Source organism: Micromonospora sp. NPDC049301 (assembly GCF_040678715.1).
Taxonomy (GTDB): domain Bacteria; phylum Actinomycetota; class Actinomycetes; order Mycobacteriales; family Micromonosporaceae; genus Micromonospora.
On record NZ_JBFAQO010000006.1, the window covers coordinates 513,614 to 529,601 of the forward strand.

Genomic DNA, 15,988 nt, shown 5'->3' on the forward strand with positions numbered 1-15,988 from the left:
ACACCCACCTGAACGGGCGGTGGGCCGCCCCCGACGACCCACCGCCCGTGGTGCGTCCGCGCCCGGTCAGGCGGGCACCGTCCACTTCTGGTTGGCGCCACCGGTGCAGGTCCAGACCTGGGTGGGGGTGGCGTTGGCCGAGGTGTTTCCCAGCACGTCCAGACACTTGTTCGCGCTGACGCTGACCAGGTCACGGGCGGCCGTCGCGGTCCAGCGTTGGTTGGCGCCGCCGGTGCAGGTCCAGATCTGCACCCGGGTGCCGTCGGCCGTGGCGTTATCCCGGACGTCCAGACATTTGCCCAGTGCCCGTACGGTGCCGTCGCTGCCGATCGTCCACTGCTGGGCGGCGCTGCCGTTGCAGTCGTACAACTGGACGGCCGTGCCGTCGGCGCTGTTGGCCGCGGCCACGTCCAGGCACTTGCCGGCGAGGCCGACGATCGCGCCGGTCCGGCCCCCGCCGCCGCCACCCGACTGGGTGCCCGACCAGGTGAACGTCGCCGTGGTGCGGGCTGGCAGCGAGTACGTGAAGGACTGCCCACCCCAGACAACCTTTACCGACTGGGCGCTGGTGCCGCCGTTGTGCGCGATGAGCGCCTTGGAGCCGTTCGGGTTGACGTACGCCACGTTCTGCACGGTGCCGTTGGCGGTCGAGTCGATCCGGTACGCCCCGGGCTGGACGAACTTCGTCAGGTGCCCGGTCGTGTAGTACTCGATCGTGTAGTCGACCTGGCCGGCCCGGGAGCCGCCCTCCTGCACGGTGACCAGACCGGTGCAGGTGGCGCAGCCGCCGTTGTGCGGGCCCATCGACTGGTTGAGGGCGAGACCCCACTTGACCAGGCTGCCGCTCCAGTTCCGGGCGTAGTTCACGATGTCGGCCAGGTCCTCGTTGTGCTGGTTGCCGATCCAGGTGCCGCCGGAGTGCTCGGTGCTGAACTGGCGCACCGCCGGGTACTGGTTGTGCACCTGGGTGCCGACCGCCGGGTCGCCGAAGTAGCCGTGCCAGGCGATGCCGCCGAAGAGTGGGTCGTTGCGGACGCCGGCGTCGGCCAGCAGCACCGCCCCGAAGTTCGGGTGGTCGCCGTAGTTCCAGTCGTGCACCAGCACCTTGGTGGTGAGGCCGGCGGCGCGCAGCGCGGGGTAGAGGTGGTTCTTGGTCAACTCGACCAGCCCGGAGCCGTTCCAACTCATGCCCGGGTACGTCATGGCCGTCGGGTTGGCGGCCTGGCAGCAGTTGGGCTCGTTCTGCACCGAGAGGTAGTTCACGGCGATGCCGGCGGCCTGGTATGCCTGCACGTACTTGACCAGGTACTGGGCGTACATCGGGTAGTACTCGGCCTTGAGCCAGCCCATCTGGTCCATCCGGCCGTTGTCCTTCATCCAGCCCGGCGCGCTCCACGGCACGCCCATCACCCGCAGCGCCGGGTTGAGTGACCGGGCCTGCGCGGTGAGCAGCCGGACGTTCGTGTCGTAGCCGTTGGTGTTGAAGTCGTTGAGGTCGCAGCAGGTGTCGTCGAGGGAGACGTTGCCGGGCCGGGAGAGGTCCGAGGCGCCGATCGGGTTGCGGACGAAGGAGAGCCCGATGCCGTCAGTCGGGGAGAAGAGCTTGCTCATCACCGTGTCGCGGGTGGCGGCGCTGATCGGACCACCCCGGAAGAGGTACGCCGTGCTGTCGGTGATCGACGCGCCGCCGCCCTCGAACTGCTGGTAACGGGTGTTCTCGTTGACAGTGATGGTGTGCGTCGCGCCGCCGCTGGTGGCGGCGAAGGCGATCGGGGTCTGCTGCTGGAGGCCCCGGCTGACCTGGCGGCCACCGGAGTCCGAGGTGGTGGTCAGCCAGATGTTCACCTGCTCGCCGGCTGCGGAGGCGGGAGTCGGCAGCGCGACCGCGGCGGCGGCCGTCGCGGTGCAGATCGCGAGCAGGGCCGCCGGGACGGCTCGGCGTCGGGGCCGCTGACGGTGGCCTGACGGCAGGGGTACGGGGGTGGTGGGCATCGGCGTCTTCCTCTCGCGCGGCGGTGCTGTCGGTGCCGGCCGGGCGTGCTTAACAGTTAATATTCCTTAGTAATAGAAGTCAATAAATTCTTTCCGGGGTGTTCACCGGCTGTGTGGGCCAGGGCGCAACACCGTGACAGCGCCAGGGCTGACGTGGCCGCACGGCTCACTCGGCCCGGCCGGGCGCTGCTGGCTATCCTTGGCACCCGTGCCAGAGGGACACACGATCCACCGCCTGGCGGCCCGGCACACCGAGCTGTTCGCCGGTGACAAGCTGCACGCCGCGAGCCCGCAGGGCCGCTTCGCCGAGGGCGCGGCCCGGCTCTCCGGCACGGTCCTGGAGAGCACTGAGGCGTACGGCAAGCACCTGCTGCACCACTACGCCGGCGAGCTGACGCTGCACGTACATCTCGGGCTGTACGGCAAGTTCGCCGACGGGTCGGGGGAGCCGCCGGAGCCGGTCGGCCAGGTGCGACTGCGGCTGGCCAGCGACCGGCACTGGCTCGACCTGCGCGGGCCCACCGCCTGCGAGCTGCTCACTCCACCCGAGGTGGCCGCGCTGCGGGACCGCCTCGGGCCGGACCCGCTGCGCGCCGACGCCGACCCGGAGCGGGCGTACGCCCGGATCTCGCGCAGCCCGACGCCGCTGGCCGCGTTGCTGCTGGACCAGTCGGTGGTGGCCGGCACCGGGCTGATCTTCGTGACCGAGGCGTTGTTCCGGGCCGGGCTGCCGCCGAGGATGCCCGGCCGACAGCTGACCCGGGCCGGCTGGGACGCGCTCTGGATCGACCTGGTCGGGCTGATGCGTCTCGCGGTCGAGCACGGCCGGATCGACACGGTGCGCGACGCGCACCTCCCGGAGGCGATGGGCCGTCCGCCCCGGGTGGACCGGCACGGCGGCGAGGTGTACGTCTACCGCCGCCCCGGCGAGCCGTGCCACGTCTGCGGCGCCGAGGTCAGTCGCGGCGAGCTGGCCGGTCGCAATCTCTACTGGTGCCGTACCTGCCAGCCCGTCTGATCGGCGCGCCCGGTCACCGCTCGTCGAGCAGCCACCGGACCACCTCGAGGTGGTGCGCGAGGACGGCGTCGCCGTCGAGACTCCAGGCCAGCGTCTGGCCGACCGTCCAGCCCCGGACCCGTTCCCGGTCCAGCCCCAGCTCGGTGCTGAGCCGGTGCAGCCGGTGCCGGACGGCGGCCGGGGAGTGGCCCAGCTCCCGACCGCGCACCATCGGGACCACCGAGAACTCCCGCTCGCCGGTGAGCGGCTTCGGGTCGATCACCAGCCATGGTTCCCGTTCGGCGGAGAGCACGTTGCCGGCGTGCAGGTCCTGGTTGACCAGCACCTGCTCGCCCTGGCTCGACGCCAGTTCGGCGAGCAGGGCGAGCGCCGTGTCGAGCAGTCGCCGCTCGTACGGCCGGCCGGCCCGTGCCCAGTTGCGCGGCATCCGGTCGATCCAGCCGGCGGCCTCCTCGGCCAGTGGGGTGAACGGCGCGCCGGCCGGCCGCCAGAGCCGGGGGAGCAGCCCGGTCAGCACGTCCAACGCCCGGTCGGCGGGCAGATCGTGCAGGGAACCGCCGGGCCGGCAGCGCTCCAGCAGCAGTGCCCGGCGCCGCGGATCGTGCCCGAGTAGTCGGATCGCCCCGTGGCCGTCCCACCGGGCCAGGGCGTCGGCCTCGTGCCGGCTCTCGTCGTCCGGGTACTGGAGCTTGAGCACCGCCGGCGTGCCGTCGGGCATCTCGACGGGGAGCGCCAGGGAGGCGAAGGCGTACCGGAAGGGCGGCCCGAGCCGCAGCGACCACCGCTCGGCGCATTCCGCGAGCCGGTCGGGGAGTGTGGCCAGCCAGTCCCGGCCCTCCGGCGAGCGGCGTAGCCAGCCAAGTCCCTCGGGCAGTTCCATCCGGTCATCCTGGATCATCGGCGGGCGTGTGGCTGTCCGGGGGCGCGGTGCCCGGTGGCGGTGTGACGAAGCAGAATTGACAGCGACCGGCCCCCAGAGCAGGGTGGAGACGAGACAACGATGTCAACGGGCGAATGGGATGAATCCCACCCACCATCGTTGCCGCCCGCCGATTCTGGCCATATGTCCCTTCCCGACCCGACGGTGACCAGCTGAGATGACCGATGTGCCCCGCTCCGCAGCCGAACCGACCCCTGCTCCGGCAGGAACACCCGACCTGCCCGACCTCGACCTGTTCCTCGCCGACCAGACCCGCACGCTGCTCGACACGGCTCGGCGCGCGGTCCGGCCCGAGGGCGGCTTCTGGTGGCTGACCGACGACCGCACCCCGGACCGCAGCGAACCGCTGCACACCTGGATCACCTGCCGGATGACCCACGTGGCCGCCCTCGCCCACCGCAACGGCGACACGGAGGCGGCCGCTCTGGTCGACCACGGGGTCGCCGCGCTCAGCACGCTGCTGCGTGACGACCGGTACGGCGGCTGGTTCGGCGCCGTCGACCAGCAGGGCACACCGACCAACGAGCGCAAGGCCGGGTACGACCACGCCTTCGTGCTGCTCGCCGCGTCCGGGGCGGCGCGCGCCGGGCGGCCCGGCGCGGACCGGCTCCTCGACGACGCCGTCGCCGTGGTGCGGGACCGGTTCTGGGACGCCGAGGCCGGCGCCGTCCGCGAATCCTGGAACCGGGACTGGACGGTCACCGAGGACTACCGGGGCGCGAACAGCAGCATGCACATGGTGGAGGCGTTCCTCGCCGCTGCCGCCGCCACCGGCGACGCGAGCTGGACCGACCGGGCCCTGCGGATCGGCACCCACCTGGTGCACGGCGAGGGCGCCCGGCACGACTGGCGGCTGCCGGAGCACTTCACCGCCGGCTGGGCGCCGCTGCCCGACTACAACCGGGACCGGCCCGCCGACCCGTTCCGGCCGTACGGCTCCACGATCGGGCACTGGCTGGAGTGGGCCCGGCTGCTGCTGGAGCTGGAGGCGGTCCTGCCGCAGCCGCCGCAATGGCTGCTCGCCGACGCCCGCGCCCTGTTCGCCGCCGCCGTACGGCGCGGCTGGGCCGTCGACGGCGCCGACGGCTTCGTCTACACCATCGACTGGGACGACCGGCCCGTCGTCCGCTCCCGGATGCACTGGGTGGTGGCCGAGGCGATCGGAGCGGCGGTCACCCTGCACCGCCGCACCGGGGACGCCGTCTACGCCGACTGGTACCGGGTCTTCTGGGCGTACGCGCGCCAGCACCTCATCGACGACGCCGGGTGGCGGCACGAGCTGGACCCGCGGAACCGGCCCGCCAGCACCGTCTGGCACGGCCGGCCGGACGTCTACCACGCGTACCAGGCGGTGCTGCTGTCCCGCTCGGCCGACGCGCTCGGTGGCCCCGGCCCGCTCGCCCCCGGCGAGGTGCCCGCGTGATCGTGGTGGCGGGTGAGGCGCTCATCGACCTGGTGGTCACCGCCGACGGGCAGCGGGCCGTGCCGGGCGGCTCCCCGGCCAACGTGGCGGTCACGCTGGCCCGGCTCGACCAGCCGGTACGGCTACTGGCCCGGCTCGGCACCGATGAGTACGGCCGGCAGCTCGCCGAGCACCTGAGTGCCAACCGGGTGGACCTGGGCTGGGCGGTCCGCGCCGAGCAGCCCACCTCGGTGGCGGTGGCCACGTTGAATGCCGCCGGGCAGGCCAGCTACGAGTTCCGGCTGGACGGCACGGCGGACTGGCAGTGGACACCGCAGGAGTTGCCCGAGCTGGCGGGGTCGACGGCGACCGCCCTGCACACCGGGTCGCTCGCGCTCGCGCTGGCGCCGGGCGCGCGGGTGCTGGAGGACCTGCTCGCCCGCGAACGCCGCCGGGACGGCCGCACCGTCTCGATCGACGTCAACCTGCGCCCCAGCATCGTCACGGACCGGGCGGCCGAGCAGGCGCGGGTACGGCGTCAGGTCGGCCTCGCGCACCTGGTCAAGGCCAGCGACGAGGACCTGGCCTGGCTCCACCCGGACCGGACGGTGCCCGACGTGATGGCCGAGTGGCGCGAGGCGGGGGTGTGCTGCGCGGTGGTGACCCGGGGTGCGGACGGCGCGTGGCTGCTCGCCCCGGACGGGTCGATGCACCAGGAACCGGCGGTGCCCACCACGGTGGTCGACACGGTCGGTGCCGGCGACGCGTTCACCGGCGGCCTGCTGGCGGCGCTGGCCGACCTGGACGCGCTCGGTGACCGGCCGGTCGACCGGCTCGCCGCGCTGACCGTGGAGCAGTGGGCCACGGTGCTCCGGCAGGCCGCCCTGGTCGCCGCGCTGACCTGCGCCCGCCGCGGCGCGGACCCGCCCAGCCGGGCCGAGGTGGCGGCCCTGCTCGGCGCGTGACTGCGGGGTGCGGGGCCCGCGCCTCAGGCGGCCGGCGGAGTCAGGCCGCGACGCAGCAGCCGGGTCGGGAGCACGGTGGTCGACGGCGGGGAGTCGTCACCGGCGATCCGCCGGAACAGCCGTTCGCTGGCGATCCGGGCCAGCTCCCGGGTGTCGTACGCGACGACGGTGAACGGCCGGGGCATCAGGTGGGCCAACTCGAAGTCGTCGAAGCCGACCAACGCCGCGTCGCTGCCCTGCCGGTGCAGCTCCTGGAGGGCACCGACGGTGAGCCGGTTGTTGCCGCAGAAGAAGGCGGTGGGCGGGTCCGGCAGGTCGAGCAGCGCGGCGACCGCCCGCCCGGCCTCCTCGGGGGCGATGAGCCGGTCGCGGACCAGCGAGTCGTCGGGCTCGATCCCGGCGGCGGCGAGCGCCGCCCGCGCGCCGACCAGCCGCTCCCGGATGGTGGGCACACTCGGCGCGCCGAGCAGGACACCCACCCGGCGGTGCCCCTCATCGAGTAGAGCGCCCACCCCGGCACGGCTGCCGCCCTGATTGTCCAGGAGCACGGCGTCGGCGAGCAGCCCCTGCGGCGGCCGGTCCAGGAAGACCACCGGCATGCCCAACTCCACCTCGCGGCGCAGGAACGAGTGGTCGGGGCCGGCCGGCACCACCAGCAGCCCGTCGACCCGGCGCTGGGTGAAGTCCTGGAGCAGCGCGCGTTCCCGCTCCGGGTCCTCCTCCGAGGAGGCGGTGATCAGCATCGTCCCGTGCGCGGCGGCGATCTCGGCGGCGACACTGGCGATGGTGGCGTAGAACGGGTTGGCGATCTCCTCGATGAGCAGCCCGACGGTGGCGTTGAGCTGCCGGGAACGCAGGTTGCGGGCGATGTCGTTGCGCCGGAAGCCCAGCTCGGCGATGGCGGCCAGCACCCGACCGACCAGTTCCTGCCCCACCGGCTCGTCGTTGACCACCCGGGAGACGGTCTTCAGGCTGACCCCGGCGTGCCGGGCCACGTCGACCATGGTCGGGCGCCGGCGTGCGGTCGGCCGGGTCGGGGTCTGCGTCACGGGGTGGTCCTCCACGGGCGGCGCGGGTCAGCGGCCGACGGCGGTCAGCACGTCGACCGCTTTTCGGGCGGCGATCAGCACCGGGTCCCAGACCGGCGCGTACGGCGGAGCGTAGCCCAGGTCGAGCGCCGTCATCTCGTCCACCGTCATGCCGTTCCACAGCGCCACGGCCAGCGTGTCGATCCGTTTGGCCGCCTCGGACCAGCCGACGATCTGCGCGCCGAGCAGCCGCCCGCTGGGTCGCTCGGCGATCAGCTTGACGGTCATCGGGCGGGCCCCGGGGTAGTAGCCGGCCCGGTTGGTCGACTCGGCGATGACCGAGACGAAGTCGAAGCCGGCCGCGGTGGCATCGCGCTCGCGCAGGCCCGTCCGGCCGACCTCCAGGTCGCAGACCTTGGTCACCGACGTGCCGATCACGCCCAGGAAGGTGGCGTACCCGCCGCCGATGTTGATCCCGGCCACCCGGCCCTGCTTGTTGGCGTGCGTGCCCAGCGGTATGTGCACCGGCAGCCCGCTGACCCGGTGCAGCGTCTCCACGCAGTCGCCGCCAGCCCAGATCCCGGGCAGCCCGATCACCCGCATCCGTCGGTCCACCCGGATCCCGCCGGTCGGCCCGAGCGGCAGCCCGGCCGCCTCGGCGAGCGCGGCGTTCGGGCGTACGCCCAGACCCAGGACCACGACGTCGGTCGGGATCGGCCCCTCGGCGGTGACCACCGCGGACACCCGGCCGTCGCGCTCCTCCAGACCGGTCACCCGCATCCCGGTGCGGATCTGCATGCCCAGGCAGCGCATCGCTTCGGCGACCAGTTCGGCCATGTCGCCGTCCACGGTCGACATGGGCTGGTCGGCCGCCTCGACGAGGGTGACCGACAGGCCGCGTGCGATCAGGGCCTCGGCCATCTCGACGCCGATGTATCCGCCGCCGACCACCACGGCCCGGCGCGGCTGGGGCTCGCCGTCCAGCCAGTCGCGCAGCGCCGCCCCGTCGTCGAGGGTCTGCATGCCGAACACGCCCTGGGTGTCGGTGTCCGCCCACGACGGCTTCACCGGCACCGCGCCGGCGGCGTACATCAGCTCGTCGAAGCGCTCGCGGACCTCGCCGCCCCGCTCCAGGTCCCGGGCCACGACCTCGCGGCGCTCCAGGTCGATGGCGGTCGCCTCGTGACGCAGCCGCACGTCGATGGCGTGCTCGGTGCGGAACGTCTCCGGGGACCGGGCGATCAGATGCTCGGAGTCGGGCACCAGGCCGCTGATCCAGTACGGGATGCCGCACGCCGAGTAGGAGGTGAAGTGGCCGCGCTCGAAGACCACGATCTCCAGGTCGTCAGGGCCACTGCGGCGTCGGGCCTGGGACGCCGCCGACATGCCGGCGGCGTCCCCGCCGATGACGATCAGTCGTTGCGCCACCGGACCATCCTGTCACGCGGTGATCAGCCGCGGGTCTGTCGCGCCACGTCCTGCACCACGTCGATGAGCCGTCCGTTGCGGGCGAACACCGCCCGCTGCCGCGCAGCGCCGGTGCCGTGCCGGCGGAGCCCGCCCAGCAGGTCGGTCACCTCGGCCCAGTCACCGTGCTGCTCCAGCGCCGGTCGCAGGCGTTCCACGAACCGGTCCAGCAGCTCCCAGGCCGGGCGCAGCTCGCCGGTGGTGACGTCGACGCCCTGGCCCTCCAGGCCGTCGTGGGCGGCCCGCCAGTGCGCCCCGACCAGCAGGTGGTGGTCGGTGGGCAGCGCCGGCCGGTCGGCTTCGACGTCCGCCATGGCGGTGGCCACCAGGGCCCGGACCAGCGCGGCGACCAGCACCGCGTCGTCCACCGACGGGCAGACGTCGCCGATCCGCAGCTCCACGGTCGGGTACTTCGCCGAGAGTCGGGCGTACCAGTAGAGCATCCCCTCGTCGAGCATCACCCCGCTGGCGATCAGCTGGCGGATGAGCCGCTGGTAGTGCTCGTGCGACTCGAGCCAGGGCGTCGGCGCCACCGACGGCCAGCGTTCCCACTCGACCGAGCGCCAGCTGGCGTAGCCGGTGTCCTCGCCGCGGGCGAACGGGGAGTTGGTGGTCACCGCGTGCAGCATCGGCAGCCAGGGCCGGACGTGGTTGAGCACCTGCACGCCGGTCTCCGGGTCGGGCACGCCCACGTGCACGTGCATGCCGTTGTTGCCCGGCCCCGGGACGAGCAGCCGGAACCGTTCGACCATCCGGTCGAAGCGGGGCTTGTCCACCACCGGCGGCACCGGACCGTCGGCCGGCCCGGTGCCGATGGCCAGCAGCCGTACGCCGGCCCGCTCGGCGGCGTCGGCGAGCGCCCTGCGCAGCACGCTGAGGGAGTGCCGGATCGAGGAGAGCTCCAGCCCGGGCGGGCTGCCGATCTCGATCTGGCTGGTCTGGAACTCCCGCTCCACCTGCCCGCGCAGCTCCGCCGGCACCTGCTCGAGGACCAGGTCGACGGCGGGTACCGCGGCCCCGCTGTGCGGGTCGACGAGCAGGAACTCCTCCTCGACACCCACGGTGAGCAACTCGGTCCCCGCGGCCGTTCCGCTGGGCGCCTCCGCCACCTGGCCGGTCATCGCCACCACCGTCCGTTCCTGCCGGTCGCGGTCCGTCCGCGTCGGTCGGTCATTTGGTTACCCACCGTGGCGATGGCGGGAAACGTGGTGACGGCGCGTCGACCCGCGTGTCGGGCGAGCACCGCGCGTCGCGCTCGGCGTGTCGGTCGCCGGCGGGTGCCCCGCCACGTGCCGAGGGGCGGCCGCGATTCGATCGGCTGGCGTGACACCGGGCCCTAGGCTGGACCCGTGCCGGTACCGCTGGGGCTTTTCGGGGCTGCGTGGATCTACGTGTTCACGCAGCTCACCACGCTCGCGGCGCGTCCTGCCGACCTGCTCGCCGGCGCCGCGTTGACCGCCCTGGTGCTGCTCGCCGTGCTGCTCGCGGCGCGGATGTCCGGCCGCTCAGGCGCGTCGGGCATCGGCCGGCGCGGGACCGGGCTGCTGGCCCGCTCCCGTGGTCGCCGGGTGCCCCGGCAGGTCGACCCCGACGCCGCCGGCCGGCCCCGCCCCCGCGCACCCGGGCGCCCCTCGGCCGCGTAGCGCCACGCCGCCGCGCGGCCGATCCCGCCGTCATCGGTCCTCCCGCCCGGCGGACGCCGCCGGGGAGGACCCCACCGGAATCGGACCGAGGGGTTTCCCATGCTCGCCTTCGCACCACTGACCGGCGTGGTCGGCGCTGCCGGCACCGCGCTGTCCTGGCTCACCGATCTGCTCGAACCGTTGGCCGGCGGCACCGCGACCGCCGCCGCCATCGTGCTGTTCACCATCGCCGTCCGTTTGCTGATCTCGCCGCTCACCGTCGCCCAGGTCCGCGGGGAGCGACGCCGCGCGGCGCTCGCGCCGCAGGTGCGTGACCTCCAGCGGCGGTACGCCGACGACCCGACGAAGCTCCAGAGCGAGGTGTTCTCGCTGTACCGCTCGGCCGGCGCCAACCCGATCGCCGGCTGCCTGCCGCTGCTGCTCCAGGCGCCGTTCCTGCTGGTCCTGTACCGGCTGTTCACCACGACCGAGGGCGGCACCGGCCTGCTGGAGGAGCGGTTGGCGGGGGTGCCGCTGGGCCACCATCTCGGCGACGGGCTGGCCGGTGCCGCCGGTCCGTTGTTCGCGGGTCTGCTGGCCGCGCTGCTGCTGCTGGCCTGGTGGTCGTCGCGGCGGGCCCGCCGGGCGTCGGCGGTGGTCGGCACGGTGGCCGGTACGCCCACCGAGGGGCCGGGTGCGGCGACGCTCGGCCGGCTGCTGCCCCTGCTGCCGTTCACGACGGTGCTGGTGGCGCTGGTGCTGCCGCTCGCCGCGGTCATCTACCTGGTGACCACGACCGCCTGGTCGGCGCTGGAGCAGGTGGTGCTCCGCCGGCCGCAGGCGGCTCCGGCGAGCGCCAACGTAGATCGACGTTGACAACTGTTTCGGCGGGACGTACAACTCTGAGAGAGCGCTCTCTCGACCCGTCCCCGCAGAGAGGCACGTCCATGTCACCTCCCTCGGCGGCCACTGCCGCCCCGCCCGTCCGACGCCGGCTGCGGCTGGCGTCCGTCCTGCTCGTCGCGACCACCACCGTCCTGGCCGGCGTCACCGTCACCGCGCAGGCGGCCGTGCCGCCACCCCCGGCCGGCTGGAGCACGGTCTGGAGCGACGACTTCACCGGCGCGGCCGGCACCCTGCCGTCGGCCGCCAACTGGATCATCGACACCGGGCACAACTACCCGGGTGGCCCGGCCAACTGGGGCACCGGCGAGATCCAGAACTACACCGCCAGCACCGCCAACGTCAGCCACGACGGCGGCGGCAACCTGCGGATCACGCCGCTGCGCGACGGTGGGGGTGGCTGGACCTCCGCCCGGATCGAGACCGTGCGCAGCGACTTCAAGGCCCCGGCCGGCGGGGTGCTGGCCATCGAGGGCCGGATCCAGATGCCGAACGTCACCGGCGCCGCGGCGGCCGGCTACTGGCCGGCGTTCTGGGCGCTCGGTGCGCCCTACCGGGGCAACTACCAGAACTGGCCCGGCATCGGCGAGTTCGACGTGATGGAGAACGTCAACGGCATCAACTCTGTCTGGGGGGTGCTGCACTGCGGCGTCGCCCCGGGCGGGCCGTGCGACGAGTTCAACGGCATCGGCGCTTCCCGGGCCTGCCCGGGGGCCAGTTGCCAGTCGGCGTTCCACACCTACCGGTTCGAGTGGGACGCCTCGATCAGCCCCCAGCAATTGCGCTGGTACGTCGACGGGCAGCTCTACCACACCGTCACGCAGAGTCGGGTCGGTGAGCCGGCCTGGTCGCAGATGACCTCGCACGCGGGTTACTTCCTGCTGCTCAACGTGGCGATGGGTGGGGCCTTCCCGAACGGGGTGGCCGGCAGCGGCACGCCGACCGCGGCGACGGTGCCGGGTCGACCGATGCTTGTCGACTACGTGGCGGTGTACCGCCGTGGCGGCGGGACCACCCCGCCGCCCACCACGCCACCGCCGGGCGGTGGGAGGGACGCGTACGCGCAGATCCAGGCCGAGTCGTTCAACGGGCAGAACGGGGTGCTCGTCGAGGCGTGCTCCGAGGGCGGGCAGAACATCGCCGCGCTGCGGAACGGGGACTGGGCGCGCTACGACAACGTCGAATTCGGCTCGGCCGGGCCACGGGACTTCCTGGCCCGGGTGGCCTCCGGGGCCGGCGGGGGGGCGAGTGGCCTGGTCGAGGTGCGGCTGGACAGCCCGACCGCGGCGCCGATCGGCAGCTTCGCGATCGGCAACACCGGTGGCTGGCAGAGCTGGCGCTCGGTGCCCGGCAACGTCGGCGGGGTGACCGGCCGGCACACCGTCTACCTCACCTTCACCAGCGGGCAGCCGAACGACTTCGTCAACGTCAACTGGTTCACCTTCCGCCGCTGAGGCGGACCGTCCGGGCCGTCCGCCGCGTGGTCGCACGGCGGGCGGCCCATCCATCTGCGTCGACCCCTGGACAGAAACAGTTAACTATCTTAATAATAAGCGGCAACGTTGATGTCCATGGATGCCCGTCCGGCGTGGAGGGTCACATGAAACCTGCCAGATCCCTTGTCCTGTCCCTGGTCACCGCGCTCGCCGCGACGCTCGGTGCGGCCTGGGTTGCGCTGCCCGCGTTCGCCGCCGGGGCCACCGCCAGCTTCGTCAAGACCGCCGACTGGGGCTCCGGCTGGGAGGGGAAGTACACAATCACCAACGGCGGCGGATCGACCATCAACGGCTGGAGCCTCGCCTTCGACCTGCCGGCCGGCACGACCCTCGGCAGCTACTGGGACGCCCTGCTCAGCTCCGCCGGCCAGCGGCACACCTTCACCAACCGGTCCTGGAACGGCACCATCGCCCCGGGCGCCTCGGTCTCCTTCGGCTTCCTGGCCAGCGGCTCCGGCTCGCCGACGGGCTGCCAGCTCAACGGCGCGCCCTGCGGCGGCGGCACCCCGCCGCCCACCACGCCTCCGCCCACGACCCCTCCGCCCCCGACCACCCCGCCGCCGACGAACCCGCCACCCACCGGTGACCTGCCGAAGCACCTGCTCACCGGCTACTGGCACAACTTCGACAACCCCGCCGTCGAGCTGCGGCTGCGCGACGTCCCCGCCGAGTACGACCTGGTCGCGGTTGCCTTCGCCGAGGCCACCGCGACGCCGGGCGCGCTCACGTTCGGCGTCGACCCGGGGCTCGCCGCGGCGCTCGGCGGCTACACCGACGCGGACTTCACCGCCGACGTACGCACCCTGCACTCGCGGGGCAAGCGGGTGATCCTCTCGGTCGGCGGTGAGGCCGGCCGGGTCACGGTCAACGACGCCGCCTCGGCCACCGCGTTCGCCGACACCGCCGCCGCGCTGATCGCCCGCTACGGCTTCGACGGGATCGACATCGACCTGGAGAACGGGCTCAACCCGACGTACATGGCGCAGGCGCTGCGCGCCCTCCGGGCGAAGGTCGGCGCCGGCCTGATCATCGCGATGGCACCGCAGACCATCGACATGCAGTCCCCGGCCGGCGGCTACTTCAAGCTGGCCCTGGACATCAAGGACATCCTCACCGTGGTCAACACCCAGTACTACAACTCCGGGGCGATGCTCGGCTGCGACCAGAACGCCGCGTACGCCCAGGGCACGGTGAACTTCATCGTCGCGCTGGCCTGCATCCAACTGGAGGCCGGGCTCCGCCCCGACCAGGTCGGCCTCGGCCTGCCCGCCGGTCCCGGCGCGGCCGGCGGCGGCATCGTCGCGCCCAGCGTGGTCAACGCCGCCCTCGACTGCCTGGCCCGGGGCACCAACTGCGGCAGCTTCCGGCCGCCGCGCACCTACCCCGGCATCCGTGGCGCGATGACCTGGTCGGTGAACTGGGACGTCAGCAACGGCAACGGCTTCGCCCGCACGGTCGCCCCGCACCTCGACACCCTGCCCTGACCCGCCTCGACGCCCCGCGCGGGCGCCCGCACCACCCACCCGCAGGGCCGGCGTCGGCCGGCCGTACGGGTGGCACCCCCACCACCCCGGTCCCTGGAGGCCACCGTGAAACTCCGATCCCCCCGCGCGGCGACGTTCGCCGTCGCGCTGGCCGCCGCCCTGGTGGCGGCCACCGTCGTGGCGCCGCCGGCCGCGTCCGCGGCCACCGCCGCCTTCGTCCGCACCAGCAGCTGGAGCAGCGGGTACGAGGCGAAGTTCACCGTCACCAACAACACGTCCACGGCCATCACCTCGTGGAACGTCCAGTTCGACCTGCCCACCGGCAGCACGGTCGGGTCGGCCTGGGACGCGGTGGTGAGCAGCTCCGGTCAGCACGTGACCGCCCGCAACCAGTCCTGGAACGGCGCGTTGGCGGCCGGAGCGAGCACCTCGTTCGGCTTCATCGTCGCCGGCACCGGCGATCCCACCAACTGCACGGTCAACGGCTCGCCCTGCGCCGGCGGTCCGACCACCCCGCCGGGCGCCCCCGCCACCCCCGGCGGCCTGCGCGTCACCGGCAGCACCAACTCGGCCGTCTCGCTGGCCTGGAACGCGGTCGGCGGAACGGTGACCGGCTACCGGGTGTACGAGGGCTCGACGGTCCGCGCCACCGTCACCGGCACCTCGGCCACGGTCTCCGGTCTGGCCGCCTGCTCCGCGCACAGCTACACGGTCACCGCGTACAACTCGGCCGGGGAGTCGGCGCGGTCGGCGGCGGTCGCCGCGAGCACCACGGGCTGCACCGGCGGCGGTGGTGCGATGGCCGCCGCGCCGTACCTCTACCCGGGTTGGGGCGACCCGCCCGCCCCGGCGACCGTCATGTCGGCGACCGGCGTCAAGTGGTTCACCATCGCGTTCGTGCTTTCCGGCGGCGGCTGCGCCCCCGCCTGGGACGGCGGCGGCCCACTCACCAGCGGCGTGCACGCCAGCACCATCGCGGCCATCCGGGCGGCCGGCGGCGACGTGATCCCGTCCATCGGCGGCTGGAGCGGCAACAAGCTCGGCCCGAACTGCTCCTCGGCGAGCGCCCTCGCCGGCGCGTACCAGCAGGTGATCAACGCGTTCGGGCTCAAGGCGATCGACATCGACATCGAGAACAGCGACGAGTTCGAGAACGAGGTGGTGCAGGACCGGATCCTGGGCGCGCTGAAGATCGTCAAGCAGAACAACCCGGCGCTGAAGACCATCATCACGTTCGGCACCACCACCACCGGGCCGTCGTACTACGGCACCCGGCTGATCAACCAGGCCGCCGCGCTCGGCGCCAACATCGACACCTTCACCATCATGCCGTTCGACTTCGGCGGTGGGGCCAACATGTACCAGAGCACCGTCAACGCCGCCGAGGGGCTGAAGAACACGCTGAAGACGGCCTTCGGCTGGTCCGACGCCACGGCGTACGCGCACATGGGCATCTCCGGAATGAACGGGCTCTCCGACCAGCAGGAGCTGACCACACCGGCCACCTGGACGCAGATCCGGGACTGGGCGGAGGCGCGGGGGCTCGCGCGGTTCACCTTCTGGGCGGTCAACCGGGACCGGCCGTGCCCGGGCGGCGGAGTGGTCTCCAACTGCTCCGGCATCGCGCAGAACACGTGGGAGTTCACCTCGATCACCGCCCAGTTCGGCTGA

General features: G+C 73.2%; 13 protein-coding genes. 8 read left to right on the forward strand and 5 right to left on the reverse strand.

Features of this window, described 5'->3' with window-relative positions; genetic code table 11:
• Positions 1-66: 66 nt before the first annotated feature.
• Positions 67-1,992, reverse strand: coding sequence for a ricin-type beta-trefoil lectin domain protein (locus tag AB0K07_RS21130; RefSeq protein WP_363757091.1), 1,926 nt, complete (start codon positions 1,990-1,992; stop codon positions 67-69).
• Between the two features lie 208 nt (positions 1,993-2,200).
• Between AB0K07_RS21130 and AB0K07_RS21135 the strand changes: the two genes are divergently transcribed.
• Positions 2,201-3,010, forward strand: coding sequence for a DNA-formamidopyrimidine glycosylase family protein (locus AB0K07_RS21135; RefSeq protein ID WP_363757092.1), 810 nt, complete (start codon positions 2,201-2,203; stop codon positions 3,008-3,010).
• A gap of 13 nt (positions 3,011-3,023) precedes the next feature.
• Here the strand turns inward: AB0K07_RS21135 and AB0K07_RS21140 are convergent, their stop codons facing one another.
• Positions 3,024-3,890, reverse strand: coding sequence for an aminoglycoside phosphotransferase family protein (locus AB0K07_RS21140; protein WP_363757093.1), 867 nt, complete (start codon positions 3,888-3,890; stop codon positions 3,024-3,026).
• Positions 3,891-4,107: 217 nt separating this feature from the next.
• Here AB0K07_RS21140 and AB0K07_RS21145 point away from each other — a divergent pair, with 217 nt between their 5' ends.
• Positions 4,108-5,373 carry an AGE family epimerase/isomerase gene (locus AB0K07_RS21145; protein WP_363757094.1) on the forward strand — a complete coding sequence of 422 codons (1,266 nt, stop codon included), beginning with the start codon at positions 4,108-4,110 and terminating at the stop codon, positions 5,371-5,373.
• Complete coding sequence (locus AB0K07_RS21150; protein WP_363757095.1) at positions 5,370-6,317, forward strand: carbohydrate kinase; 948 nt, start codon at positions 5,370-5,372, stop codon at positions 6,315-6,317. Before AB0K07_RS21145 ends, AB0K07_RS21150 begins: the two co-directional genes overlap by 4 nt.
• Positions 6,318-6,340: 23 nt before the next feature.
• Here AB0K07_RS21150 and AB0K07_RS21155 read toward each other — a convergent pair whose 3' ends face one another.
• The 3 genes from AB0K07_RS21155 to AB0K07_RS21165 form a co-directional block, all read right to left on the reverse strand.
• Complete coding sequence (locus AB0K07_RS21155; RefSeq protein ID WP_363757184.1) at positions 6,341-7,321, reverse strand: LacI family DNA-binding transcriptional regulator; 981 nt, start codon at positions 7,319-7,321, stop codon at positions 6,341-6,343.
• A gap of 72 nt (positions 7,322-7,393) precedes the next feature.
• Complete coding sequence (locus AB0K07_RS21160; protein ID WP_363757096.1) at positions 7,394-8,773, reverse strand: FAD-dependent oxidoreductase; 1,380 nt, start codon at positions 8,771-8,773, stop codon at positions 7,394-7,396.
• A gap of 23 nt (positions 8,774-8,796) precedes the next feature.
• Positions 8,797-9,933 carry a glutamate--cysteine ligase gene (locus AB0K07_RS21165; protein ID WP_363757097.1) on the reverse strand — a complete coding sequence of 379 codons (1,137 nt, stop codon included), beginning with the start codon at positions 9,931-9,933 and terminating at the stop codon, positions 8,797-8,799.
• Between the two features lie 228 nt (positions 9,934-10,161).
• Here AB0K07_RS21165 and AB0K07_RS21170 point away from each other — a divergent pair, with 228 nt between their 5' ends.
• From AB0K07_RS21170 to AB0K07_RS21190, 5 genes are all read left to right on the forward strand, one after another.
• A complete protein-coding gene (locus AB0K07_RS21170; RefSeq protein ID WP_363757098.1) occupies positions 10,162-10,455 on the forward strand; it encodes a DUF6412 domain-containing protein in 294 nt (97 codons plus the stop codon).
• 99 nt (positions 10,456-10,554) lie between these two features.
• Entirely contained in the window at positions 10,555-11,310 is a 756-nt protein-coding gene (gene yidC / locus AB0K07_RS21175) for a membrane protein insertase YidC (RefSeq protein WP_363757099.1), read from the forward strand.
• A gap of 71 nt (positions 11,311-11,381) precedes the next feature.
• Positions 11,382-12,791 (forward strand): carbohydrate-binding protein, encoded by a 1,410-nt coding sequence (locus AB0K07_RS21180; RefSeq protein ID WP_363757100.1) that lies wholly within the window; start codon positions 11,382-11,384, stop codon positions 12,789-12,791.
• A gap of 146 nt (positions 12,792-12,937) precedes the next feature.
• Positions 12,938-14,317, forward strand: a complete 1,380-nt coding sequence (locus AB0K07_RS21185) for a cellulose binding domain-containing protein (protein ID WP_363757101.1) — start codon at positions 12,938-12,940, stop codon at positions 14,315-14,317.
• Between the two features lie 105 nt (positions 14,318-14,422).
• On the forward strand, positions 14,423-15,988 hold the full coding sequence (locus AB0K07_RS21190; RefSeq protein ID WP_363757102.1) for a cellulose binding domain-containing protein: 1,566 nt from the start codon (positions 14,423-14,425) through the stop codon (positions 15,986-15,988).